General features: G+C 75.9%; 10 protein-coding genes and 1 pseudogene. 3 read left to right on the forward strand and 8 right to left on the reverse strand.

The genetic code is table 11. The features are described 5' to 3' along the window. The 8 genes and pseudogenes from ACIQTO_RS28425 to ACIQTO_RS28460 form a co-directional block, all read right to left on the reverse strand. Nucleotides 1-4907, reverse strand: a 4907-nt coding sequence (locus ACIQTO_RS28425; RefSeq protein WP_402393690.1) for an amino acid adenylation domain-containing protein, incomplete at its 3' end; no start/stop codon positions are given. Beyond that, nucleotides 4904-17374 (reverse strand): amino acid adenylation domain-containing protein, encoded by a 12471-nt coding sequence (locus ACIQTO_RS28430; protein WP_402393693.1) that lies wholly within the window; start codon nucleotides 17372-17374, stop codon nucleotides 4904-4906. The genes ACIQTO_RS28425 and ACIQTO_RS28430, both read right to left, overlap by 4 nt. 210 nt (nucleotides 17375-17584) lie before the next feature. Further along, the gene (locus ACIQTO_RS28435; protein WP_402393696.1) at nucleotides 17585-18574 is read right to left on the reverse strand and encodes an ABC transporter substrate-binding protein; all 990 of its coding nucleotides are present in this window, start codon (nucleotides 18572-18574) and stop codon (nucleotides 17585-17587) included. Between the two features lie 89 nt (nucleotides 18575-18663). Beyond that, entirely contained in the window at nucleotides 18664-18924 is a 261-nt protein-coding gene (locus ACIQTO_RS28440; protein ID WP_402393698.1) for a phosphopantetheine-binding protein, read from the reverse strand. Nucleotides 18925-19045: 121 nt separating this feature from the next. Further along, a complete protein-coding gene (locus ACIQTO_RS28445; RefSeq protein WP_402393701.1) occupies nucleotides 19046-20416 on the reverse strand; it encodes a lysine N(6)-hydroxylase/L-ornithine N(5)-oxygenase family protein in 1371 nt (456 codons plus the stop codon). Between the two features lie 131 nt (nucleotides 20417-20547). Next, nucleotides 20548-21531: an acetylglutamate kinase gene (argB, locus tag ACIQTO_RS28450; RefSeq protein ID WP_402394016.1), complete on the reverse strand. Its 984-nt coding sequence runs from the start codon at nucleotides 21529-21531 to the stop codon at nucleotides 20548-20550. A gap of 280 nt (nucleotides 21532-21811) precedes the next feature. Then, nucleotides 21812-22386, reverse strand: a pseudogene (locus ACIQTO_RS28455) (siderophore-interacting protein); the annotation flags it as partial. Nucleotides 22387-22667: 281 nt separating this feature from the next. Then, the gene (locus tag ACIQTO_RS28460) at nucleotides 22668-22826 is read right to left on the reverse strand and encodes a hypothetical protein (protein ID WP_402393704.1); all 159 of its coding nucleotides are present in this window, start codon (nucleotides 22824-22826) and stop codon (nucleotides 22668-22670) included. Between the two features lie 152 nt (nucleotides 22827-22978). Between ACIQTO_RS28460 and ACIQTO_RS28465 the strand changes: the two genes are divergently transcribed. The 3 genes from ACIQTO_RS28465 (at nucleotide 22979) to ACIQTO_RS28475 (ending at nucleotide 24939) form a co-directional block, all read left to right on the forward strand. Continuing rightward, nucleotides 22979-23872: an immunity 49 family protein gene (locus ACIQTO_RS28465; RefSeq protein WP_402393707.1), complete on the forward strand. Its 894-nt coding sequence runs from the start codon at nucleotides 22979-22981 to the stop codon at nucleotides 23870-23872. A 108-nt stretch (nucleotides 23873-23980) separates the two neighbouring features. Continuing rightward, entirely contained in the window at nucleotides 23981-24304 is a 324-nt protein-coding gene (locus ACIQTO_RS28470; protein WP_402393709.1) for a plasmid stabilization protein, read from the forward strand. Between the two features lie 383 nt (nucleotides 24305-24687). Continuing rightward, complete coding sequence (locus ACIQTO_RS28475; protein ID WP_402393712.1) at nucleotides 24688-24939, forward strand: amphi-Trp domain-containing protein; 252 nt, start codon at nucleotides 24688-24690, stop codon at nucleotides 24937-24939. The last annotated feature ends 25 nt before the right edge of the window (nucleotides 24940-24964 follow it).

Below are 24964 nucleotides of genomic sequence, written 5' to 3' on the forward strand. Positions count from 1 at the left end.
GAACGCGGCAACCCCAACGCCACCACCCGCTCCGGCCCCGCCCCCCGCGCCACGAACAACCGCGCAAGACGATTCACCCGCGCGTCCAACTCCGCGTACGACCACGACACCCCACCGAACACCAACGCCGTGTCGTCCGGCACCAAGGCAGCCCGCTCCGCCAACAGATCCGCCACCGTCGACCCCGGCAACACACGACCCGTCGCCGCCCACTCCCCCAACACCAGCCCACGCTCACGCACCGTCAGCACGTCGAGCGTGCGGACAGGACGGTCGGGGCGGTCCAGGATCTGGTCCAGCAGGGCGAGCAGCCGCTCGGCGTGCTCCTCGACGACGGAGCGCTCGAAGACGTCCGGGCGGTACTTCCACTCGAAGGTGAGGTGCTCGCCGGGGTTGGTGATGAAGATCAGCGGGAAGTGCGTCGCGTCGACGTCCGTCACCTGCCGCAGGCCCAGGCGCTCGCGCAGGCGGTCCCGCAGGCCCTCGTCGGCCGGGGTGTTGCGCAGCACCTGGAGGGTGTCGAACAGCCGGCCGAAGCCGGTGCCGCGCTGGATCTCGCCCAGCCCGGTCTGGTGGTGCGCCAGCAGGGCGCTCTGCTCGTCCTGGAGCCGGGTGAGGAACGCGGCGACGCCCTCCTCGCCGTCCAGGCGGACCCGGACCGGCACCGTGTTGAGGAACATGCCGATGGTGGCGTCGATACCGGGCAGCTCGGCCGGGCGGCCGGAGACGGTGGCGCCGAACACCACGTCCTCGCGGGCCGTCAGACCGGCCAGCAGCAGGCCCCAGGCGCCGGAGAGCACGGTGTTGAGGGTCAGGCCGTGCTCCCGGGCGAAGCCGGCCAGCCGCTCACCCAGCCCGGCGGGGGCGTCCACGACGACCTCCTCCGGCAGCAGCGCGGCCCGCTCGCGGGCCTGCGGGGCGAGCAGCGTCGGCTCGGCCAGGCCCGCGAGCGAGGAGCGCCAGGCCTCCCGGCCGGCCTCCTGGTCCTGGCCGGCCAGCCAGCGCAGGAAGTCCCGGTAGGGCAGGCCGGCGGCCGGGGGCCGCTCGCCGGCGCAGCGGGTCAGCACCTCCTGGAGGAACAGGCCGGAGGACCAGCCGTCCCAGAGCAGCGCGTGGTTGGTGATCAGGACGCGCTGGCCGCCGTCGGGAGCGAGCACCGAGACCAGCCGCAGCAGCGGCGGCGCGGCGAGGTCGAAGCGGGTGAACGCCTCGCGCTCCTTGAGCCGCCCCAGTTCGGCGTCGAAGTCGTCCGCGCCGAGCGCCGACAGGTCGACCTCGGTGAGCGGCACGTCGACGGCGCGCGGCAGGAACTGCACCGGGCGCTCCAGGCCGTCCTGGAGGAAGCCGGCCCGCAGGTTGGGGTGGCTCTCCAGCACGGCGGCGACCGCGCCGCGCAGCACCTCCAGCGGGATCCGGGCGGTCAGCGAGAGCACGTCGCGCGAGGTGTAGACGTCCAGCGCCTGCTCGTCGTAGCCGGCCTCGAAGAGCAGGCCCTCCTGGAGCGGGGAGACCGGCCAGACGTCCTCGATCTCCAGCTTGGGCACGGCGGCGCGGACGAGGGCCAGTTCGGCCTCGGCCGCCGGGGGCAGCTCGGGCAGCGCGGGGGCGGCGCCGGCCGCCTCGCGACGGTCGGCCAGCCCGGCCAGGGCGGCCGGGGTGCGGCGCTCGAACACGTCGCGCGGGCTGAGCGAGAGGCCCTCGGCGCGGGCGGCGCCGATCAGCCGGATCGAGGAGATGCTGTCGCCGCCGAGGCGGAAGAAGTCGTCCTCGACGCCGGCCCGCGGCAGGCCGAGCACCTCGGCGTACAGGTCGCAGAGCAGCTGCTCGGTCTCGGACTCGGCCTCCCGGCCGGCCGCCAGGCCGGTGTAGGCGAGCGCCTCGTCGGGCAGCGCGGCCCGGTCGAGCTTGCCGTTGACGGTCAGCGGCAGCGCGTCCAGCACCGCGAAGGCGGACGGCACCATGTACCCGGGCAGCCGGGCGGCGAGCGACCGGTGCAGCTCCTCGGCGTCGATCCGGGCGTCCCGGGCGGGGACGACGTAGGCGACGATGCGGCGGACGGCGCCGGGGCGGACCAGCACGGCGGCCTGGGCCACGCCCGGCTGCTCGGCCAGGGCGGCCTCGATCTCGCCGAGTTCGATCCGGTAGCCGCGGATCTTCACCTGGTCGTCGGTGCGGCCGAGGTACTCCACCGCGCCGTCGGCCCGGCGCCGCACCAGGTCCCCGGTGCGGTACATCCGCGCGCCCTCCGCGAACGGGTCGGCGACGAACCGGCCGGCGGTCAGACCGGGCCGGTCCAGGTAGCCGCGGGCCAGCTGCGCGCCGGCCAGGTACAGCTCACCCGGCACGCCGGCCGGGACCGGCCGCAGCAGGCCGTCCAGCACGTAGGCGCGGGTGCCGCGCAGCGGGCGGCCGATGACCGGGCCGGCGCTGTCCGCGAGGTCGGCGACCAGGGCGTCGACGGTGAACTCGGTCGGGCCGTAGTAGTTGACGGCGGTGACGCCCGCCTCCGCGCGCAGCCTGGTCCAGAGCGGCTCGGGCAGCGCCTCGCCGCCGAGCAGCAGCACGCCGGGGCGGTGCTCGCCGGCCAGCAGGCCGCTGTCGAGCAGCTGCTGGGCGTAGGAGGGGGTGACGTCCAGGGCGTCGACGCGGTGGGCGCGGGTGTAGCCGACCACCGCCTCGGCGTCCCGGCGGTCGTCCTCGCCGAGGACGTGCAGCTCGTGGCCGCCGATCAGCCAGATCAGCTGCTCCCAGGAGGAGTCGAAGGAGAACGAGGCGGTGTGCAGGGCGCGCAGCCGGGCCCGGCCGGTGGCGCGCAGCGCGTCGGCGAAGGTGGTGGCCAGGTGGTCGTGGATCAGGTTGCCGAGGCCGCGGTGCGGGATCACCACGCCCTTGGGGCGGCCGGTGGAGCCGGAGGTGTGGATGACGTACGCGGCGGCGTCGGGGTGGACGGGCCCGCCGCGTTCGGTGTCGGTGAGCGCTCCGGCGGGCAGCGCGGCGAGGCGGGCGGCGGTCGCCGGGTCGTCCAGGAGCAGCACGGCGGCGCCGGGCACCTCGGGCAGCCGGGCGGCGACCTGGGCGGTGGTCAGGACGACGGCGGGGCGGGCGTCCTCCAGCAGCAGGGCGAGCCGCTCGTCCGGGTGGTCGAGGTCGATCGGCAGGTAGGCGGCGCCGGACCGCAGGACGGCGAGCAGCGCGGTGACCGACTCGGCGGAGCGGGGCAGCGCGAGGGCGGCGATGTCGTCGGCGCCCAGGCCGTGGGCGCGCAGCAGCCGGGCCAGCCGGTCGGCGGCGGCGTCGAGTTCGGCGAAGGAGAGCTGGACGGGGGCCGGGCCGCCGGTCAGGCCGGGGCCGACCAGCGCCCGGGTGTCCGGGGTGCGGGCGGCCTGCGCGGCGAAGAGGTCGGCGGCGGTGGCGTCCGGGACGCGGTGCCCGGCGCCGGAGACGGTGGCGGGCAGCGCGGCGCGCTCGGCGGCGTCGAGCAGGTCCAGCCGGGCCAGCGGGGTGTCCGGGTCGGCCGCGAAGGCGGCCAGCAGGCGCAGGAAGCGGTCGGCGATCCGGGCGGCCCCGGCCTCGGTGAACAGCTCGGGCCGGTACTCCAGCTCCAGGCGCAGCCGCTCGCCGGGCAGCACGGTCAGGCCCAGCGGGTAGTGGGTGGCGTCGCGGGCGCCGAGCGCGGTGACGGCCAGGCCCTCGACGGTGCCGAGGCTGTCGCGGAGCGCGTCGCCGCCGCCCTGGTAGTTCTCCACCACGAGCAGGGTGTCGAACAGGGCGCCCTCGACGTCGGCGAGGCGCTGGACGGCGCCGAGGCCGAGGTGCTGGTGGGCGATCAGCTCGGCCTGCTCGCGCTGGACGGTCGCGGCGGTGCCGGCCAGGGTGGCGCCGGGGGCGAGCCGCACCCGCACCGGCACGGTGTTGATGAAGAGGCCGACCATGGTGTCGGCGCCGGGCAGGTCGTCCGGGCGGCCGGAGACGGTGGTGCCGAAGACCACGTCGGCGGTGCCGGTGAGCGAGCCGAGCAGGACGCCCCACAGGGTGTGCGCGAGGTTGCCGAGGGTCAGGCCCCGGCCGCGGGCGGCCTCGGCGACGGCGGCGGACAGCTCGCGCCCGGCGTGCAGGGTGACCACGGCCGGTTCGACGGCGGTGGCGACGCCGGCGCCGGGGGCGACCGGGTGGGTCTGGGCGAAGCCGGCCAGCGCGGCGCCCCAGGCGGCCTCGGCGGCGGCGGTGTCGCGGGTGGCGAGCAGCGCCAGGTGGTCCTTGTAGGGGCGCACGGCGGGCAGCGCGGCGAGGTCGCCGGCCGATCCGTAGAGCGCCAGCAGCTCGCGGACCAGGATCGGCATGGACCAGCCGTCGAGCAGCAGGTGGTGGCAGGTGATGACGAGCCGGGAGCGGTCCGCGCCCAGCCGCAGCAGGGCCAGCCGCAGCAGCGGCGGGGCGTCCAGCTCGAACCGGTGGTGCCAGTCCTCGTCCATCGCGGCCAGGACCGCGCCGTCCTGGTCCGGGCCCGCCAGGGCGGTCAGGTCGACCTCCCGCAGCGGGGTCTCCACCTCCCGCTGGACGAACTGGACGACCGCCTCCGGGTCCTCGTACCAGAACCCGGCCCGCAGGTTGGCGTGCCGCACGAGCAGCGCGTCGACGGCGGCGGCCAGCCGGGCGCCGTCGACCGGGCCGGCCAGGTCGAGGTGCGACTGCACGACGTAGACGTCGCGCGCCTCGTCGTCGTAGAGCGCGTGGAAGAGCAGCCCCTCCTGCAGCGAGGAGAGCGGGTAGACGTCCTCCAGGGCCGACGCGGCCGGGGCCTGGGCCTGGGAGTCGTCGATCGGTGCGGTGGCGTCGTTCATCACGGGGTTCTCGGTCCTGGGGGTGGGGTGGCGGTCGGTGGTCTCGGGGCCGGGTTCGCGGTTCATCGGCGGCGCCTGCGCAGCCGCGACTCCAACTTGTCGATCTGGGTCTGCTTGAGCCGGACGAGGTCGAGGTCGGACGGGGTCACCCCGCCCGCGTCGCCGCCGGCGGCGTGCCGGGCGAGGGCGTCGAGCGCGGCGAACCAGGAGTCGGCCAGCGCCGCCACCTCGTCGTCGCCGAGCAGCGCGCCCGGCCAGCTCCACTCGACGGCCAGCTCCGGGCGGCCGTCCGGGCCGGTGGTGACGACCGCGTCGATCTCCAGCGGGTAGCCGGCCGCCATCAGCGGGTCGGGCCCGGTCGCGGCGGCCACGGCGGTGCGCTCGTCCTGCGGGGCGAACGGCCAGCCGCCCTGCGGTCCGGCGCCGTGGTCGGTCCGGCCGCGGTAGTTGAACAGCACCTCGGAGCGGGGCACCGCGGCCAGCAGCGGCGCGGTCTGCGCGTTGAGGTGACGCAGCAGGCCGAAGCCCAGCCCCCGGTCGGGGGCGGCCCGCAGCTGCTCCTTGACCTGCTTGAGCGCCTGCCCGGCGGTCTCGCCGCCGGTCATCGCCTCCGCCGGGTCCAGCCCCGTGAGGTCGAGCCGGACGGGGTGCACGGTGGTGAACCAGCCGACGGTGCGGGCGAGGTCGGGGGTGAGCCCGGCCGACTCGCTGCCGCCCCGGCCGTGGCCCTCCAGGTCGATCCGGACGGCCGGCGCGGTGCCCGGGCGGGCCGCGGCCACGCCGAGGGCGAGGCCGGCCAGCAGCACGTCGTCCACGCCGGCGCCGAAGGACTGCGGAAGGACGGTCAGCAGCGGCTCGGTGCGGTCGGCGGGCAGGGTGCGGCGCAGCGTGCGCAGGGTGGCGACGGTGTCCCGGGCCGGGTCGGCGGCGAGGGTGCCGAGCGGGCCGGCCGGGCCGCCGAGGGCGTCCCGCCACTGCCGGGCCTCGGCGATCCGGCCGCGCTCGTGGGCGTGCGCGAGGAGCTGCTCCGACCAGGCCCGCAGGCTGTGCGCCTCGGGTTCGAGGGCCGGTCGGCCGCCGGCCGCCAGCGCCTCGTAGGCGGTGCGCAGGCCGGGCAGCAGAGTCCGCCAGGAGACGCCGTCGACGGCGAGGTGGTGGACGGTCAGCAGCAGCCGGCCGTCGGTGTCCGGGCCGGCGTCGAACCAGACGGCGCGCAGCACCCGGCCGGTGCCGGGGTCGAGTTCCGCCGCGGCGGCGTCGGCCTCGCGGGCGAGCAGGGCGGCCCGCTCCCCGGGGCCGGCGTCCGGGGCGTCGACCCGGCGCAGGGTCCGCGGGTCGGTCAGGGCCGGGGCCCGGTCGGCGGCCAGGACCTCCTGGGTCCAGAGGCCGTCGGTGCGGTCCAGCCGCAGCCGCAGCGCCGGGTGGCGGGTGGCGAGGGCGGCCAGCGCGTCCCGCAGCGGCCGCTCCCGCAGCCCGGCCGGGACGGTCAGCAGCACGGACTGGTTGAACCGGTCGATCGGTCCGCCGCGCTCGCGCAGCCAGTGCACCACCGGCAGGGCGGGCAGTTCGCCGTCGGCCGGCGGCGCGACGGCCGACGGGCCGGCGGGTGCCGGGGCGGCGGGCGTGCCGAGGCCCTTGGCGGCGGCGAGCGCGGCCGGGGTCGGGTACTGGAAGACGTCCTTGGCGGCGATCGGGAAGCCCGCCGCGCGGGCCCGGCTGACCAGCTGGATGGAGACGATGCTGTCGCCGCCGAGGGCGAAGAAGTTCTCCTCCTCGCCGACCTCGGGCAGGCCCAGCACCTCGGCGAAGACCCTGGCCAGCGAGCGGCCCGGGGTCTGCCCGGCGGTGGCCGGGGCGGCGACGGCGCGCCGGGCCGGGTCGGGCAGCGCCTTGCGGTCGAGCTTGCCGTTGACACTCAGCGGCAGCGTGTCCAGCACGGTGACGGCGGCCGGGACCATGTGCTCGGGCAGCGTCGCGGCCACCGCGGCGCGGACGGCGTCGCCGCCGACCGAGGCGCCCGGCTGCGGGACGACGTAGCCGAACAGCCGGCGGGCCCCGCCCTCGGTGACGGCACGGGCGACGACGGCTGCCTGGGCCACGCCGGGCGCGGCGGCCAGCGCCGCCTCCACCTCGCCGAGCTCGATCCGGAAGCCGCGGATCTTCACCTGGTCGTCGGTGCGGCCGAGGTACTCCACCTCGCCGTCGACCAGGCGCCGCACCAGGTCCCCGGTGCGGTACATCCGCGTGCCCTCCGCGAACGGGTCGGCGACGAACCGGCCGGCGCTCAGGCCGGGGCGGCCGAGGTAGCCGCGGGCCAGCTGGACGCCGGCCAGGTACAGCTCGCCGGGCACCCCGACCGGGACCGGCCGCAGCAGGCCGTCCAGCACGTACAGCCGGGTGTTCCAGACGGGGCGTCCGATCGGGACGACGCCGGACCCGGCCCAGGCCCGGTGGTAGGTGACGTCGACGGCGGCCTCGGTGGGCCCGTACAGGTTGTGCAGCTCGATCTGCGGCCACAGGGCGGCGAAGCGCTCGACCGCGGCGGGGGGCAGGGCCTCGCCGGAGCAGAACACCCGGCGCACGCCGGCGAAGCGGTCCCGGACGGTGCGGTCGGCCTCGGCCACCGCGGTGAAGGCGGTCAGCATGGAGGGCACGAAGTGCGCGGTGGAGATGCCCGCGCCGGCGGCGAGCGCGGCCAGGTACGCCGGGTCCCGGTGACCGCCGGGCTCGGCCAGCACCACCCGGGCGCCGCTGACCAGCGGCAGGAAGAACTCCCAGACCGAGACGTCGAAGCTGGCCGGGGTCTTCTGCAGGATCCGGTCCTGCGGGGTGATGCTGTAGACCTCGCGCATCCAGTCGAGCCGGTTGACGATCGCCCGGTGGGGAACGACGACGCCCTTGGGGCGGCCGGTCGAGCCGGAGGTGAAGATCACGTAGGCGGGGTGGTCCGGCTCCGGGGCGGCCGGCTCGGCCTGCGGCCCGTCGGCGTCGACGGCGAGCACCGGCACGCCGGGGACGGCGGGCAGTGCGCCGGCCGCGCCGGGCACGGTGAGCACGCACACCGGGGCGGCGTCCTCGACCATCGCGGCCAGCCGGTCGGCCGGGTACTCGGTGTCCAGCGGCAGGTAGGCGGCGCCGGACTTGAGCACCGCGAGCAGGGCCACCATCAGCTCCGCCGAGCGGGGCACGGCGACCGCGACGATCCGGTCCGGGCCGGCGCCGTGGCCGGCCAGCACCCGGGCGAGCCGGGAGGCGCGCTCGTCGAGGCCGCGGTAGGTGAGTTCGGTCCCCTCGAAGACCACGGCGACCGCGTCGGGCGTGGCGGCGACCCGCTCGGCGATCCTGGTCACCAGCGTGCCCGGCGCCACCTCGCGGTCGGTGGCGTTCCACTCCCCCGCGAGGCCGCGCCGCTCCTGGGCGCCGGTCAGCTCGATCCGGGCGGCCGGGCGGTCCGGCGCGGCCAGCGCCTGCTCCAGCACCCGCAGCAGCCGGGCGCCGTACAGCCGGCCGGTGGAGCGGTGGAAGAGGTCGCTCGCGTAGATGACGGTGAGGTCGGTGTGGTCGCCGTCGGCGGACTCCACGAAGGTGAACGCCAGGTCGAAGCGGGCCGCGTGCACCGGGTCGGGCAGCAGCGCGGTGCGGGCGCCCAGCAGGCGGTCCAGGCCGCCGGCCTCCTTGCGGTGCTGCACCATCACCTGGAACAGCGGGTGGCGGCCGAGCGAGCGCTCCGGGTTGACGATCTCGACCAGCCGGTCGAACGGCAGGTCCTGGTGGGCGAGCGCGCCCAGCACGCTCTCCCGGGAGCGGGTCACCAGCTCGTCGAAGGTCGGCTCACCGGCGAGGTCGTGCCGCAGCACCAGGGTGTTGACGAAGAAGCCGACGACCGGCTCCAGCACCTCGTCGGCGCGCCCGGCGACCGGGGTGCCGAGCGCCACGTCGGTGGTGCCGGCGAGCCCGCCGAGCAGCAGCGCGGCGGCCGCCTGGGTGACCATGAACGGCGTCGCGCCGGTGCGCTGGGCGTAGCCGCGCAGCGCCTGGTGCAGGGTGTCGGGCAGCCGCAGCCGTACCGCGCCGCCCCGGCCGGTGGCCTCGGCGGGCCTCGGTCGGTCGGTGGGCAGGGCGAGTTCGGCCGGCAGCGCGGCCAGTCGCCCGGTCCAGTAGCGGGCCTGGGCGGCGGCGGTGCCGTCCGGGTCGGCGAGCAGGTCCGCCTGCCAGAGCGCGTGGTCGGCGTACTGCAGCGGCAGCGGCTCGAAGACCGGTGCCGTACCGGCCAGGCGGGCGGCGTAGGCGTGGTCGAGGTCGCGCAGCAGCACCCCCTCGGACCACTCGTCGCCTGCGATGTGGTGCAGCGCCACGCTCAGCACCGACCGCCCGGGCCCCGCGGTGAGCAGGGTGGCGCGGACCGGGATCTCCTCGGCGAGCTCGAAGGCGTACGCGCCGGCGGCGGCCACCGCCTCGTCGAGCCGGCCCGCGGCGACCTGCACCGCGGTGAAGGGCACGCCGGCCTGCTCGGGGGTCAGGATGCGCTGGTGCGGCCGGCCGTCCCGGTCGGGGAAGACGGTCCGCAGCGCCTCGTGCCGGGCCAGCACGTCGCCGAAGGCGGCCCGCAGGGCCTCGGCGTCGACGGCGCCGTCGATCCGCAGCGCGCACGGGATGGTGTACGCGGTGCTCGGGCCCTCCAGCCGGTAGAGGAACCAGAGCCGGGCCTGGGCGGCGGAGAGCGGCAGCGGCTCGGGGCGCGGCCGCGCCACCGGGGCGGGGCGGTCGGTGGCGGCGGTGGCCAGCCGGGCGGCGAGACCGGCGGGGGTGCGGCTCTCGAAGAGGTCCCGCACGGCGACCTCGACCCGCAGGGCGGCGCGGAGCCGGCCGACCACCCGGGTGGCGAGCAGGGAGTGACCGCCGAGGTCGAAGAAGTCGTCCTCGACACCCGCCCGCGGCAGGCCGAGCACATCGGCGAAGACACCGCAGACGACGGCCTCGCGCTCGTCGCGCGGGGCACGGCCGGCCGGTGCCGCGAAGGCGCTCGCCTCCGGTTCGGGCAGGGCGTGCCGGTCCAGCTTGCCGTTGACGTTCAGCGGCAGCACCGGCAACGGCACGATCGCGGCCGGGACCATGTACTCGGGCAGCGACTCCGCCAGGGCGCGGCGCAGCGCGGCCGGGTCGGCCCCGGCGCCGGGCGCGGGGACGACGTAGCCGATCAGGCGCTTGACGCCGGCGGCGGTGGAGCGGGCCAGCACGGCGGCCCGGGCGACGCCCGGCAGGGCGGCCAGCGCGGCCTCGACCTCGCCCGGCTCGACCCGGAAACCGCGGATCTTCACCTGGTCGTCGTCGCGGCCCAGGTAGTCCAGCGTGCCGTCGGCGCGCCACCGGACCACGTCGCCGGTGCGGTACATCCGCTCGCCTCCGGCCGAGGGTGCCCCGGTGCCGTCGCCGAACGGGCAGGCGACGAACCGGCCGGCGGTCAGGCCCGGGCGGTTGCCGTAGCCGCGGGCCAGGCCCTCCCCCGCGATGTACAGCTCGCCGGGCACGCCGGCCGGGACGGGCCGCAGCCGGGCGTCCAGCACATAGACCCGGGTGTTGCCGATCGGGCGGCCGACGAACGGGGTGGGGCTCTCGTCCAGGGCGGCGCCGAGGGTGTCGACGGTGTACTCGGTCGGGCCGTAGAAGTTGTGGCCGCGCACGCCCTCGGTCTCCCGGATCCGGGTCCACAGGGCGTCGTCGACGGCCTCGCCGCCGACCAGGAAGAGCAGCGGGCGGTGCTCGGCGGAGTCCAGCAGGCCCCATTCGACCAGCTGCCGGCCGAACGACGGGGTCACGTCCAGGGTGTCGATCCGGTCGGCGAGCAGCCGGGCGGCCAGGGCCTGCGGGTCACGGCGCAGGTCCTCGCCGTAGACGTGCAGTTCGTGGCCTCGGATCAGCCAGAGCAGCTGCTCCCAGGAGGAGTCGAAGGAGAACGAGGCGGTGTGCGCGGCCCGCAGCCGGCGCCCGCCGGCGGCCTCCTCGGCCCGGGCGAAGACCGTCCCGCCGTGGTGCTCCAGCATGTTGGCCAGGCCCCGGTGCGGCACCTGGACGCCCTTGGGGCGGCCGGTGGAGCCGGAGGTGTGGATGACGTAGGCCAGATCGTCGGGGTCGGGGCGGACGGGGTCGGCGTCCAGCGCGCCGAGCCGGTCGGTGGTCAGGGTGCCCAGGCCGTACCCGGCGAGGGCGGGGCGGGTGCGGGCGACCTCCCCGGTGGTCAGGGTGACCAGCGGTTGGGCGTCGGCGAGCATCAGGGTGATCCGCTCGTCCGGGTGGTCGAGGTCGACCGGCAGGTAGGCGGCGCCGGACTTCAGCACACCCAGCAGGGCCGCCACGAGCTCGGCCGAGCGCGGCAGCGCCAGCGCGACCACGTGCCCCGGGCGGGCGCCGAGCGCGGCGAGGTGGCGGGCGGTCAGTTCGACCCGCCCGGCCAGCTCGGCGTAGCTGAGGCGCTGGTCGCCGAAGACGACGGCGGTCTCGTCGGGGGTGGCGGCGGCCCGGGCCTCGAAGGCGTCGACGACGGTGCCGTCGGGGACGTCCCGGGCGGTGGCGTTCCAGCCGTGCAGCAGCGTGTCGCGCTCCGGCCCGTCCAGGATGTCCAGCTCGCCGACCGGTGTCCGCGGCGCGGTGGCGACGGCCTCCAGCAGCCGCAGCAGGCGGGCGCCGACGGTGGCGGCCTGCTCGGCGGTGAACACGTCGGCGCGGTACTCGACGGTGAGCCGCGGCGCCTCGCCGGGGAGGGTGAGCACGGTCAGCGGGTAGTGGGTGGCGCCCCGGTTGCCGATCCCGGCGACCCGCAGGCCGCGGGCGGTCAGCCGGTCGGGGTCGACCGGGTAGTTCTCGAAGACCAGCAGGGTGTCGAAGAGGGTGCCGTGCCCGGCGAGCGCCTGGATGTCGGCCAGGCCGAGGTACTGGTGGTCGAGCAGGGCGGACTGCTGGGCCTGGAGGCGGGTCAGCGCCTCGACGGCGGGCTCGTCCTCCTCGGGGCGGAAACGGACCGGCACGGTGTTGCTGAACAGGCCCACCATGGACTCCACCCCGGGCAGGTCGCCGGGGCGGCCGGAGACCGTGGCGCCGAAGACCACGTCGGCGCGGCCGGTGAGGCGGCCGAGCAGGATCGCCCAGGCGCCCTGGACCATCGTGTTGAGGGTCAGTCCGTGCGCGCGGGCGGTACCGGTGAGCGCCGCCGAGAGCGCGGCGGACAGCGGCAGGTGGATCTCGGCGCCGGCGGCGGCCGGGCCGGCGGCCGGGCGGCCCAGGGTGTCGGCCAGCAGGGTGGGCGCCGCCAGGCCGGCCAGCGCCTCGCGCCAGGCGAGCGTGTCGGCGCCGGCGTCCCGGGCGGCCAGCCAGCCGAGGTGGTCCGCGTACGGGGTGGTGGCGGGCAGCGCGGTGCTCGCGCCGCCGTCGCCGTAGGCGGTGACCAGCTCGCGCAGCAGGACCGGGGTGGACCAGCCGTCCATCACGATGTGGTGGCGGGTCAGCACCAGGCGGTGGTGGTCCGCGCCGAGGGTGACGAGGGCGCAGCGCACCAGCGGCGGCCGGGCGAGGTCGAACCGGCGGGAGGCCTCCTCGTCCTCGATCCGGGCGGTCGCGGCGGCCTGCCGGTCGGCGGGCAGCGCGGTGAGGTCGTGCTCGGTCCAGGGCACGGTGACCGCTTCGGCGACCAGTTGGAGCGGGTGCTCGCCGATCGCGGTGAAGCCGGAGCGCAGCGCGGAGTGCCGGTCGACGACGGCGTCCACGGCCCGGCGCAGGGCCGGCAGGTCGAGCGGGCCGCGCAGGTCGAGCGAGGTGAGCGAGGTGTAGAGGTCGTCGGCGCCCGCCTCCCGCTGGTACAGGGCGTGGAAGAGCAGGCCCTCCTGGAGCGGGGAGAGCGGCAGGACGTCGACGGTGCCGGGGTGCTCGGCGGCGATCCGGTCCAGCAGCGGCTGGGTGACGGCGGCCAGCGGGACGTCGCTGGGGGTGAGCCCGCCGGCGCCGGGGCGGTCGGCGTACGCGGCGAGGGCGTCCAGCGCGGCGAACCAGCGCCCGGCGAGGTCGCGGACCGCCTCCTCGGTCAGGACGCCGTGCGGCCAGGACAGGGTGACGGCGAGTTCGGCGCCGTCGGGGCCGTCGTGGACGAACGCGCCGATCTCCAGGGCGTGGGCGGCGGGCAGCGCCGGGTCGGCTCCGGCGGCGACGGCGTCCCCGGCCGCGCGGGCGGGCGTCCAGTCGGCGCCGTCCGCGGTGAAGCGGCCGAGGTAGTTGAAGAGCAGCTGGGGCCGGTCGGCGTCGGCCAGGGCCGGGCCGGAGACCGGGTCCAGGTACCGGAGCAGGCCGTAGCCGGCGCCGGCGTGCGGCAGGGCGCGCAGCTGCTCCTTGACCAGCGCCAGGGCGCGCCCGGCGGCGGCGCCGCCGGCCAGCGCGTCGTCGAGGTCGAGGCCGGCCAGGTCGAGGCGGGCCGGGAACTCGGTGGTCAGCCAGCCCACGGTGCGGGTGGTGTCGGCGCCCGGGACGAGCTGGTCCTCGCGGCCGTGGCCCTCCAGCCGCAGCAACAGGTCGGCGCGGGCACCGGCGCCGTGCCGGTCGCGGCGGCGGCCGAGCAGGGCGAGGGCGAGGCCGGCGAGCAGGGTGTGGTCCACACCGGCCCGGTGGCTGGCGGGCACCGCGGTGAGCAGCGGGGCGGTGCGGGCGGCGGGCAGGGTGAGGCGCAGCCGCCGGGTGGTGGCGGCGGTGTCGCGGGCGGGGTCCAGCGGGCGGTCACCGAGCAGCGGGCCGGCGCCGTCGGCCAGGACGGCCTGCCAGCGGGGCAGTTCGGCGCGGACCGGGTCGCCGGTGGCCGCCTCGGCGAGGCCGAGGGCCCAGCCGCGCGGCGAGGTGGGGACCGGGTCGAGCGGGCGGCCCTCGTAGGCGGCACGCAGGTCCGGGAGCAGAATGCGCCAGGAGACGCCGTCCACGGCCAGGTGGTGGGCGGCGAGGACGAGCAGGCCCGGGGTGTCGGGGCCGGCGTCCAGGTGGACGGCTCGCAGCACGACGCCCCGCTCGGGGTCGAGCCCGTCGACGGCGGCCTCCCGCTCGGTCGCGGCGGCGGCGGTCAGCTCCTCCGGGGCGACGGTGCGGTGGCGCAGCCGGTCGGCGGCGGGGGCGCTGCCGGTGGGCCGGATCTCCTGGGTCCAGGCACCGTCCGCCCCGATCCGCAGGCGCAGCCGCAGGGCGTCGTGGTGGTCGGTCAGGGTGTCCAGGGCGGCGGTGAGCCGGGCCCGGTCGAGACCGGCCGGGACGGTGACCACGGTGTGCTGGCTGAACCGGGTGACCGGGCCGCCGCGCTCCCGCAGCCAGGCGCTGATCGCGGTGGCGGGCAGCGGGCCGGTGCGCTCGACCCCGGGCGTGCGGGCGGCCGGGGCGCTCTGCTCGGCGACGGCGGCGATCCGGGCCACGGTGCGCCGTTCGAAGACGACCCGGGGGGTGAGGGCGAGACCGGCCTTGCGGGCGCGGCTGCCGAGCTGGATGGCGGAGATGCTGTCGCCGCCGAGCGAGAAGAAGTTGTCGTCGACGCCGACCGCGTCCAGGCCGAGGACCTCGGCGACGAGCTCGGCGAGGATCCGTTCGGCGTCGGTGCGCGGGGCGCGGGCGGCGCCGTCGGCGGCCTGCCGGGGGGCGGGCAGCGCCTTGCGGTCGAGCTTGCCGTTGAGGCTCAGCGGGAGCGCGTCGAGGCCGATCAGGACGGCCGGCACCATGTGCTCGGGCAGCGTGGCGGCGAGCGCGGCGCGCAGCGCCTCCGGATCGGCCGGCACGGGGGCGACGTGGCCGACCAGTTGGCGGGCGCCGCCGGGGGTGAGCTCGCGGGCGGTGACGGCGGCCTGGGCGACCTCGGGGAGGGCCTCCAGGGCGGCCTCGATCTCGCCGAGTTCGATCCGGAAGCCGCGGACCTTGACCTGGTCGTCGGTGCGGCCGAGGTAGTCGACGGTGCCGTCGGGGGCCCAGCGGACGAGGTCGCCGGTGCGGTAGAGCCGCTCGCCGGCCGCGAACGGGTCGGCGACGAAGCGCTCGGCGGTCAGGCCGGGGCGGCCCAGGTAGCCGCGGGCCAGCTGGACGCCGGCCAGGTACAGCTCACCGGGCACGCCGACCGGGACCGGCCGCAGCCGGGCGTCCAGCACGTACAGGCGGGTGTTCCAGACGGGGCGTCCGATCGGGACGACGCCGGCGCCGGGCTCGGTGCGGTGGTAGGTGACGTCGACGGCGGCCTCGGTGGGCCCGTACAGGTTGTGCAGCGGGACGCCGGGCAGCGCGGCGTACCAGCGCTCGACCACGTCGCCCGGCAGCGCCTCGCCGGAGCAGAACGCGCGGCGCAGCCCGCCGCAGCCGGCGGCGGCGGTCGGCTCCTCCAGGAAGGCGCGGAGCATGGACGGCACGAAGTGCAGGGTGGTGACGCCCGCTTCGGCGATCAGGGCGGCGAGGTAGGCCGGCTCCTTGTGGCCCTCGGGGCGGGCCAGCACGACGGCGGCGCCCTCGCAGAGCGCCCAGAAGAACTCCCAGACGGAGACGTCGAAGCTGGCCGGGGTCTTCTGCAGCACGCGGTCCTCGGGGGTGAGGCGGTAGGCGTGCTGCATCCAGGCGAGGCGGTTGGCGATCGCGCGGTGCGGGACGACGACGCCCTTGGGGCGGCCGGTGGAGCCGGAGGTGTAGATGACGTAGGCGGCGGAGTCGGGGTCGACGGCCGGCAGCGCGGTCGTGGTGGCTCCGGCGGGGGCGTGTCCGGGGCCGATCAGGACGGCGGCGGCCCGCGCGGCCTCCGGCAGGCGGTCGAGCAGGCCGGGGACGGTGACGACGCGGACCGGGCGGGCGTCCTCGATCATGTGGGCGAGCCGGTCGGCCGGGTAGTCGGCGTCCAGCGGCAGGTAGGCGGCGCCGGTCTTCAGGACGCCCAGCAGGGCGACCATCAGCTCGGCGGAGCGCGGCACGGCGACGGCGACCACGGTGTCCGGGCCGGCCCCGGCGGCGGCCAGCGAGCGGGCCAGGGCGTCGGAGCGCTCGGCGAGCGCCCGGTAGGTGAGCGTCTCGCCCTCGAAGACGACGGCGGGGGCCTGCGGCGTGGCGGCGGCCCGTTCGGCGATTCGGCTGACCAGGGTGCCCTCGCGGACCTCCCGGACGGTGGCGTTCCAGTCGTGCAGCACGGCGGCCCGCTCGGCGTCGGCGAGCAGCGGCTGCTCGCCGATCGGGCGGTCCGGGTCGGCGGCGAGCCGGGCGAGCAGCGCGGCGCAGCGGTGGGCGTGCAGTTCCAGCGCGGCCTCGGTGTAGAGGGCCGGGTTGGCGCCGAACTCCAGCACCAGGCGGTCGTCCGGGGTCTTGGTGACGGACAGCGAGAAGTCGTCGACCGGGCCGGAGGCCAGGGTGACGGTCTGTCCGGGGCTGCCCGCGAAGTCGAGGTCGAGGTCGAAGGGCTTGATGTTGAGCAGCGGCCCGTGCAGTCGGTGGTCGGTGCCGACGAGCCCGAGGTCGCGGCGGATCTCCTCGCCCCGGTGGCGCTGGTGGCGGCGGGTCGCGGTGAGTTCGGCGGCCGAGCGGCGCATCAGGTCGGTGTGGCTGTCGGCGGCGGCGACGGGGATCCGGACGGGCAGGATGTTGACGGCCATGCCGGGCACGCGCAGGGTGCCGGGCGCGGTGCGGGCCATGAAGTGCATGCCGAGCACGACGTCCGGCGCTCCGGTCATCAGGTGCAGGTAGCCGGCGAGCCCGGAGACGGCCGCTTCGGCCCAGGTCGCGCGGGCCGCGCGGGCCGAGGCGAGTACGGCGGCCGAGTCCTCGGCGGTCAGCTCGACGCGGTGCTGCAGGGCCGCCGGCGCGGCCTGGGCGGTCGCCTCGGTGAGGCCGACGACGGTGGGGCGGTCCGCGAAGCGGGTGTTCCAGTACTCCCGGCCCTCGGCGGCGGCCGGGGCGGCGAGGTACTCGCGCTCGGCCTCCACCAGGACGGCGAGCGGGCGGAACGGGCTGTCCGGCACGGCGGTCGCGGCGGCGAGTGCGGTGTAGACCTCGGCGACCCGGCGGGTGAGGAGCGCGACGCTGTAGCCGTCGACGACCAGGTGGTGGAACCACTGGAACCAGAGGTGGCGGTCCTCGCCGACCCGGACCAGGAGGGCGCCGTGCAGCGGACCGGCCCCGGGGCCCTCCAGCGGCGTCGGGGCGGCGAGCTGGGCCCGGACGAGCGCGGTGGCGGCGGCCACCGGGTCCGCGGCGGCGCTGGTGTCGAGCCGCGGCAGCTGCCAGGCCGCGTCGTCGAAGGCGACGGGCAGCTGGACGGTGCGGCCCTCGTGCTCGGCGAGCCGGACGTGCAGGCCGTCGGCCTCGGCGAGGGTCCGGCGCAGGGCCCGCTCCAGCAGCGCGGGCTCGAACGGCCCGGTGATCTCGACGTACTGGCCGACGTTGTAGGCCGGGTTGTCCGGGTCGATCCGCTGCGCGGCGAGTACCCCTGCCTGTGCCGCCGTCAACTCCTGGACTGCGGCCGGCTCGACCTGCGTGGTGTTGGTGCCCGCCTGAGGCATGGTCGGCCCTTCCCGGTTCGGTGCGGCCCCGCCGACGGTGCCAGTCCGGGGCGCTCGTTGGTGCGCGGTGGTGCTCGGTGGTGCTCGGTGGTGCGCTGTGCTGGTGCGGTGTGGTGCTCGGCGCTGGTGCGCGCGGGTGGTGCTGTCGCGTCGTGCGCGGGGCGCCGGGTGGCCCGCCGGTGTGGGAGCGGCGGGCCACCCGGCCGGGGCCTAGAGGCCCTTGAGGATGGTCTCGATCTGGCCGAGCACGTCGATCGAGGTGCCGTACCGGTCGGTCGTCGCGTAGGTGACCGGGATGACCTTGTTCGCCTGGACGGCCTTGAGGTTCTTCCAGGACGGCTGCTTGTCGAGGTCCTTGGTGTCCTGCGGGACCTCGCCGGTGGCGGCCGTCCTGGGCACCAGGATGATGTCGGCGTCGGCGAGCACGTCGAGCTTCTCGGTCGAGTAGGTGACCTCGTGCTCCTTCGTGTCGCTGGACGCCTGGGAGAAGGTGGCACCGGCGTCGGTCAGCACCCGGCCGACCCAGGAAGTGCTGGTGTCCACCAGGAACTCGCCGCCGCCGTAGGAGGACGCGATGGTCCACTTGACGGAGTTGAGCTTGCCGGCGTAGTCGGCCTTGATCTTGGCGGCCTTGGCCTCGTAGTCCGACTTCAGCTTCTTGAACTCGGCCTCCTTGCCCACGGCCGTGGCGATCTTCTCCTGGGCGTTGAACAGGTCGCCCGGCTTGTCGATGCCGAAGTACAGGGTCGGCGCGATGCCTTCGAGCTTGCTGACACCCCAGTCGAAGGCGGTGGCGCCCTCGACCACGATGAGGTCCGGCTTGAGGGAGGCGACCTTCTCGACGTTGATCTCGATGCCGGAGCCGATCGCCTCGATCTTCTTGGCGGCCTCGGTCTGCGAGGGGAGCAGCTCCATCGGGTTGTTGTCGTCGATGGTGCTGGTGCCGACCGGCTGCACCCCGAGGTCGAGCAGGGCGCCGGTCGCGTAGGAGACGGACACGATCCGCTTGACCCCGGCCGGCACGGTGATCTTGCCGTTGGTCGCCTCGATCACCTGGGAGGCCGCGGCGCCGCCGGTCGAGCCGGAGGCCGCGTCGCTCTTGCTGTCGCCGTTCGAGCCGCAGGCGGTGAGGCCGAGGGCGGCGACACCGGCGACGGCGGCGACTCTCAGACCACGGGACGGCAGGGCACGGGTGTTCATCGTTCTCCTTGGGGGGTACTGCGTGGCGTGCGCGGGGGTGCTCGGTGTGCGGTGGGGCGGGCGGGGGTTGCCCCGCGAGCCGCGTGAGGTCAGGTCGTCGAGAGGTGGGCGGACCACACCCGGACGGTCGGGGCGCCGAGGTCGGCCAGGTCGGCGAACTCCACCCGGGCGCCCCGGGCGCGCCACCGCTCGATCAGGTGCATCAGGCGCATCGAGTCGAGCCCGAGGTCCCGGAGGTCGTCGTCGTCACCGACCGACTCCGGTTCCTCACCGAGGAGTTCGGCGATGTCGGCGCGGATGCGCTCGGCGTCCAGGGCGGCTGCGGGCCCGGTCCGGTCGGTGTCGGTCATGGCGTGGTCCATTCACTTCAGGTCGTGGGGGAAATCGGCCGGTCGGCCCGGCGTGCGGGTCGGTCGGCCCGGCGTGCGGCAGATCGGGGCCGGCGTGCGGGTCGGTCGGCCCGGCCGGTCGTCAGCCGGTGACGCCGAGGCGGCCGTCCTCGGCCCGCAGCTGGCGCCCGGTGTGACGCAGCAGCAGCGAGTCGCAGATCTCGCCGGAGCGCACCGCCAGGGTGGAGAGCAGCGACGAGGTGATGCCGTGGGTGTGCTCGGTGCCGCCCTGGAGGTAGATCCCCACCTCGACGTGGTCCTCGGTCAGCACCCGGTGGTCGCGGTCGACCCGGAGACGGCCGAGCTCGTCGGTCCGGCAGGTCGCGCCGAGGTCTCCGAGCAGGTCGCGCGGGTCGAGGTGCTCGTAACCGGTGGCGAGCACCACGGCGTCCGACTCCAGGGCGAGGGTCTCGCCGGTGGTGAGCGAGCGGACCTCGGCGACGGCGCCGTCGGCCGGCTGCCCGACGCCGGTCAGCCGGGTGGCGTTGAGGATCCTCAGCCGCTCCTTGCCGGCCACCTTCTCCTGGTAGACCGTCCGGTACAGCTGCTCGATGAGATCGCCGTCGACCACCGAGTAGTTGGTGTTGGCGTGGTAGTCGAGCAGGGTCCGCTTGGCCTCGGCCGGCGCGGCGTAGAACTCGTCGACGGCGGACGGGTCGAAGATCCGGTTGGCGAACGGGCTGTCGTCCGCCGGGCTGTACCCGTACCGGGTGAGGACGGCGCAGATCTCCGCCTCGGGGAAGGTCCGGTGCAGGAACTCCACGGCCTCGGCCGCCGACTGGCCGGCGCCGACGACCGTGAAGCGGCGGTGGCGCAGCTCCGCGCGTCGCTCGATCAGGTCGGGGGCACGGAACAGCAGGTCACGGGTGTGGATCACCCGGTCCCCGGCGGTCACCCCCTGGGGCATCCGCGGCTTCAGGCCGGTGCCCACCGCGATGTTGCGCGCCGGCCGGACCTCGCGGTCCGCGGGGTCGGTGACCGACCGGGACTCCACCTCGACGAACTCGACCCGGCCGTCCGGGGAGGTCACCGGGCGGACCGCGGTGACCTCGCGACCGTAGGCGGTGCGGTCGGCGAACTCCGCCGCGCACCACTCGAAGTAGTCGTGGAACTCCAGGCGGGTCGGGTAGAAGGACTTCTGGTTGATGAAGTCGGCGAGCCGCCCGCGCTCCTGGAGGTAGGTCAGAAAGGTGAAGCGGCTGCGCGGGTCCCGCATCGTCACCAGGTCCTTGAGGAAGGAGACCTGCATGGTCGCCCCCTCCAGCAGCATCCCGCGGTGCCAGCCGAACCCGGCCTGCTTCTCCAGGAAGCCGACCTTCAGGGCCTGCCGCGGATCCCGCCGGTTGTGCTCGTCCACAGCGATGGCCAGGGCCAGGTTGGCGGGACCGAAGCCTATGCCGACCAGATCGTCGGCGCCCTCGCCTCGGTCGATTGCGCCGTTCTCGCGCGACATGATCGATCCTTCCGTTGCTTCTTGCTTCTCGGCCCCGCCGGTGTCCGGTCGACCGTGCCGGCCTTCCGTCACTCGCCCACCCACTCGCCATAGGTAAGGCTTGCCTAACTTCTATCACTGGAGAGGGTGAGTCAAATCCATGTCGTACCCGAACCAACCATCGCGACCTGCCGACCTTCCGGACCGGCCGCCGCTTCCCGGTGCGCCCGCCGCGGCGCCGACGACCCGTCGGGCAGCACTTCGGTGCCCACCGACGGCCCGCCGAACGCCGACAGCACCCCGTGGCGGACCCGCCCGTCCAGCACGCGCGCACGGCCCACGCCGGACCGGACGGCCCGCAGGCAGCCCTCCATCTTCGGGACCATGCCACTGGCCAGGCCCGGCAGGATGTCGGCGAGTTGGGAGGCGGTCAAGGAGCGGATCACCTCCTGGGAACGCGGCCAGTCCCGGTACAGACCCTCCACGTCGGTGAGCATCACCAGCAGCTCCGCGCCCAGCGCGGCGGCCACCGCGGCGGCGGCGGTGTCCGCGTTCACGTTGTAGACGTCGCCGTCCGCACCGCGTGCGACCGGGGAGATGATCGGGACCCTGCCGTCGGCCAGCAGTGTGCGCACCATCGAGGGGTCGACGGACGCGATGTCGCCGACCTGGCCGATGTCCACCGGCTCGCCGTCCACGACCACGTGGCGCCTGACGGCCGTCATCGTGTGGGCGTCCTCACCCGTCATGCCGACCGCGAAGGGGCCGTGACGGTTCACCAGGCCGACCAGCTCGCGCTGCACCTGGCCGGCCAGCACCATCCGGACGACGTCCATCGCCTCGGGCGTGGTGACCCGCAGGCCGTTGGTGAAGTGCGACTTGATCCCGAGCCGGCCCAGTTGCGCACTGATCTGCGGACCACCGCCGTGGACCACCACCGGCCGGACTCCCGCGTAGCTCAGCAGGACGACGTCCTGGGCGAAGGCCGCCTTGAGGCCCTCGTCCACCATGGCGTTCCCGCCGAACTTGATCACGACGATCTTGCCGCGGAACCCCTCCAGCCATGGCAGCGCCGCGAGGGGGCCACCCGTGTGCGAAGCTCCAGCAACCCCGGCGCGACGTGCGCGCCCGGCCAGGCCGTTCTCCACCGATCCCCCTGCGTTCAGGATGCCCGCACCGGGATGTGCGGCATTCGCTCCCCCTCCCCCCGGACCCGCTTCGCGAGTGCCGGGGGAAGCACGGTTCGGTCGCTCCAGAACCACTTAGGCAAGGGTAACCTTACATTTCTTCACCCTGGACGTCACCATCCCGTACGAACGTCGCCCCTCCTCGCGATCCGCGGGAGTCGGCCCGGTGACGCGACGTGAGTACCGGGCGGCAGCCTCGGCGGTGGGCCCGGAGGGCGGCGCGGAGCCTTCAGGGCCGCCAGTACCCGAGGGCGTGCAGGCGCGCCTTCGGGACGGCGAGTTCCCTGCGGGCGAACCGGGCGAGCGCGCGGGTGGTGACGGTGTCGCAGGCGACCCACACGTACGCGCCGGCCGGGTCGCCGATCAGCTCGGGCAGCACGGCCCGGACATCGGCAACCAGCCCCGCCCCGCCCTCCTCGCGCGGCAGCCCTTGTCGCTGTCGTGCTGGGTCTCCAGCCAGATCGTGGCCGGCACCTCGGGCAGCGCCGTCAGCAGGGAGTTGAGCGCCGGCACGGAGGCGCGGTCGCCGATCAGGAACATCCGCTCGGGCGCCGGATCCGGCAGCTCGAAGGCGGAGCCCTGCACGGTCACCCGGACGACGTCGCCGGGCCCCGCCCCCCGCGCCCAACGACTGGTGGGCCCCTCGTGCGGCGCGAACTCGACGGCGAACGTCCCGGTGGCCGCGTCCGGGTCGACCAGGGTGCAGGCCCGCTGGTGCGGCCGCCCCGCACCCGGGAACCAGACCCGCACCCACATGGTCGGGTGCGCCCCGGTGGCCGCGAGCATCCCGCCGTCCGTGAAGTGCGGCGGCACGGCAACGCGGCGGCACGGCAGTGCGGCGGGCGGTGACAGCACACCGGCTGTGGCCGCCCGGCACGGGCGTCGAGGGGGTGGTGCGGAAGGGTGGTGCGGAAGGGTGGTGCGGAAGGGTGGTGCGGAAGGGTGGTGCGGAGTGTGAGCCGCCGCTGCCGGGGCCGGTGAGGGCGGGTGGGCGACGGCGGTCGCGGTCATGGCGAAGGCGGTGCCGGTGCGGGTGCCGCCGGGAGGGTGGACCGGGGCGGCCGAAGGGCCCCGGATCGTCGGCCTCAGGCCTCGGGCAGCTGCTCCTCAAGGTCGGCCACCACGGCGGGCTCCAGGAACGGGGCCCGCTCCACGGGAAGCAAGTGGTGCCGCTCCGCCTGGACGGGGACGGTGGCGGAGGGCTCGGAGAAGGGCTGCCACAGGGGACGCAGATCGGTTGTCATGATCACCAGTCTGCCAGCCCTGGGACCTCCCCGGCGCAACGGCCCGACGTCACGGCTCGGCGCGTCCTCCTTCCCGGCCGGGTCGGCCCCCTGGAAGGCGCCCTGGTAGCGTCGGGCGGCCAGTTGGAATGATCATCGGAAAGGCAGCAGCCGTGCGGGAAGTAACGAGCCACAAGGTCGACGAGGAGCGCATCGATCGGGCCCTCGACGGCATCCGCCGACGGAGCTTCGGTCACTGGCACGGGCTCCGCTACGACTCCCTGTCGCTCCGGGGGCTGGCCGCACTGCGCGACGAGCTCCTCGACCACGTCGGCGCGCGCACCCTCCAGGATCCCGCGCTCACCGGCGCCTCCGGCCGACTCGCCCTGCGGACCGCGGCCGAGTGCGGCCTCGGGGTACTGAGCCTCGGCGCCTTCCCCGGGGGCGACTTCGAGGTCTCCCTCCCGCTGATCGACGAGCGGCTCAGCAGCGAGCAGTTCTCCTTCGAGGACGCGGTGGACCAGGCGCCCACGGCACGGACCTGGCTCGACGCGTTCGCGATCTGCGTGACCACCGGCCTGCTCCGGGAGCCGGCGCGGGTGATCGGCCCCCTGCTCAAGGAGGACTACGCGCCCGCGATCCGGGACGGGGTGCCCTACTCGCCACTGGAATCGGTGTCGGCGCCGGCCGACCTCGCGGCGATGGACGCGCTGTGCGAGTACCTCGTCGACACCTCGCCCGCGGTGCGGCGGGCCGACGACCCGCTCGCCAAGCCGGACGCGCCGACCCGGGCCGGGTCGGCGCGCCGGCTGGACGCGGCCGGGACGCTCACCCCGGACCAGCGGCTGCTCCGCGTCCTCCTCGACGACGACCGGGCAGCCTTCGACGAGGCCCTCGCCGACCGTCTCCGCCTCCACCGTGCGGACGCGGGCCCCGCCCCGGAGCCGAGGACCCTGCTGCCGGTCGGGTCCATCGCGCTGGCCGCCCTCGCCGTCCAGGCGCACGGCTGGCAGCTGGGGCTCCGCTCCGGCTATCTGCCGGAGGGCCTGCTGCACGCGCCGCGGTAGCCGGTCACCGGCCCCGCCGAGCGGGGCCGGGGTCGATCCGTGCCGCTCCCCTCCGATTCACCGGCCGACGACCGGGTAGGCGCGCACCGAGCGGAGAGGAGAGCGGCGATGCCCCGAGGATCGAGCCCCAAGCGTGAGCGCCAGTACGAGCACATCAAGGAGAGCGTGCTGGATCGCGGTGAGAGCGAGCGGACGGCCGAGGAGATCGCCGCCCGCACGGTCAACAAGGAGCGGGCCAGGCACGGCGAGTCGAAGAGTGCCGCCCGCAGCTCCACCCACGACATCTCCTCCGGCCGCCGGGGCGGGCTGCGGTCCCACCAGGGCGCCCGGGGCCGCACCTACGACCAGCTGTACAACGAGGCCAGGAGCCGCGGCATCAAGGGCCGCTCGAAGATGAACAAGCGGGAGCTGGAACACGCGCTCGACCACTGAAGTCGGACCGGACGGCGGCTGCGGGGGCCGCGGCGCCGCGGCCCCCGCAGTCGCCACCCCGTGAGGTGACCATGATGACCAGACCGGTACCACCGAACCCGGACACCGAACCGTTCCCGCACCCGGCCCCCCGGCCGCGCCCCGGCGAGGAGCCCGACCCCGTCCCGCCGCCCGTCCCCCCGTTCCCGGACCCCGATCCGGGGCCACCCCCGCAACCCGCACCCGCCGGAGGCTGACCGGCAGGGCGAGGCCGGCGGCGCGCCGGATACCCGGACAGGACGCGCGTACCGGCCCGCACCCCCCGCGCCACCGGTCGGATGCCCGCTCCGGGCAGCGGGGCCACAATGGGAGGTACCTGCTGTTCCTTCCGACGTGGAGGCATCGTGAACGACCTCAAGTTCGAGCAGAAGGCCTCGCTGTCACGCCTGGAAGCCGCCGACCGGCTCTCCGCGATCGCGGACGCCCTGCGCCACGGCGGCAGCGCCGAACTGGATCTCGGCCCCGGAACGCTGACCCTGCGCGTTCCCGACGAACTCCACGCCGAGATCGAAGTCGAGGTCGAGGACGGGGAGATCGAGCTGGAGATCGAGCTCAAGTGGCGGACCGCACAGGCGGACGCGACGCCGCCGTCCTAGCCACCCGGCTCCCCCGCCGGGAGTT

Source organism: Kitasatospora sp. NPDC091207 (assembly GCF_044768625.1).
In the GTDB taxonomy this organism is placed as follows: Bacteria; Actinomycetota; Actinomycetes; order Streptomycetales; family Streptomycetaceae; genus Kitasatospora.

Coding starts and splice junctions, on each gene's coding strand:
- ACIQTO_RS28435 (WP_402393696.1), bottom strand. CDS start 18,574: ATGAACACCCGTGCCCTGCCGTCCCGTGGTCTGAGAGTCGCCGCCGTC.
- ACIQTO_RS28430 (WP_402393693.1), bottom strand. CDS start 17,374: ATGCCTCAGGCGGGCACCAACACCACGCAGGTCGAGCCGGCCGCAGTC.
- ACIQTO_RS28470 (WP_402393709.1), top strand. CDS start 23,981: ATGCCCCGAGGATCGAGCCCCAAGCGTGAGCGCCAGTACGAGCACATC.
- ACIQTO_RS28445 (WP_402393701.1), bottom strand. CDS start 20,416: ATGTCGCGCGAGAACGGCGCAATCGACCGAGGCGAGGGCGCCGACGAT.
- ACIQTO_RS28460 (WP_402393704.1), bottom strand. CDS start 22,826: ATGACAACCGATCTGCGTCCCCTGTGGCAGCCCTTCTCCGAGCCCTCC.
- ACIQTO_RS28440 (WP_402393698.1), bottom strand. CDS start 18,924: ATGACCGACACCGACCGGACCGGGCCCGCAGCCGCCCTGGACGCCGAG.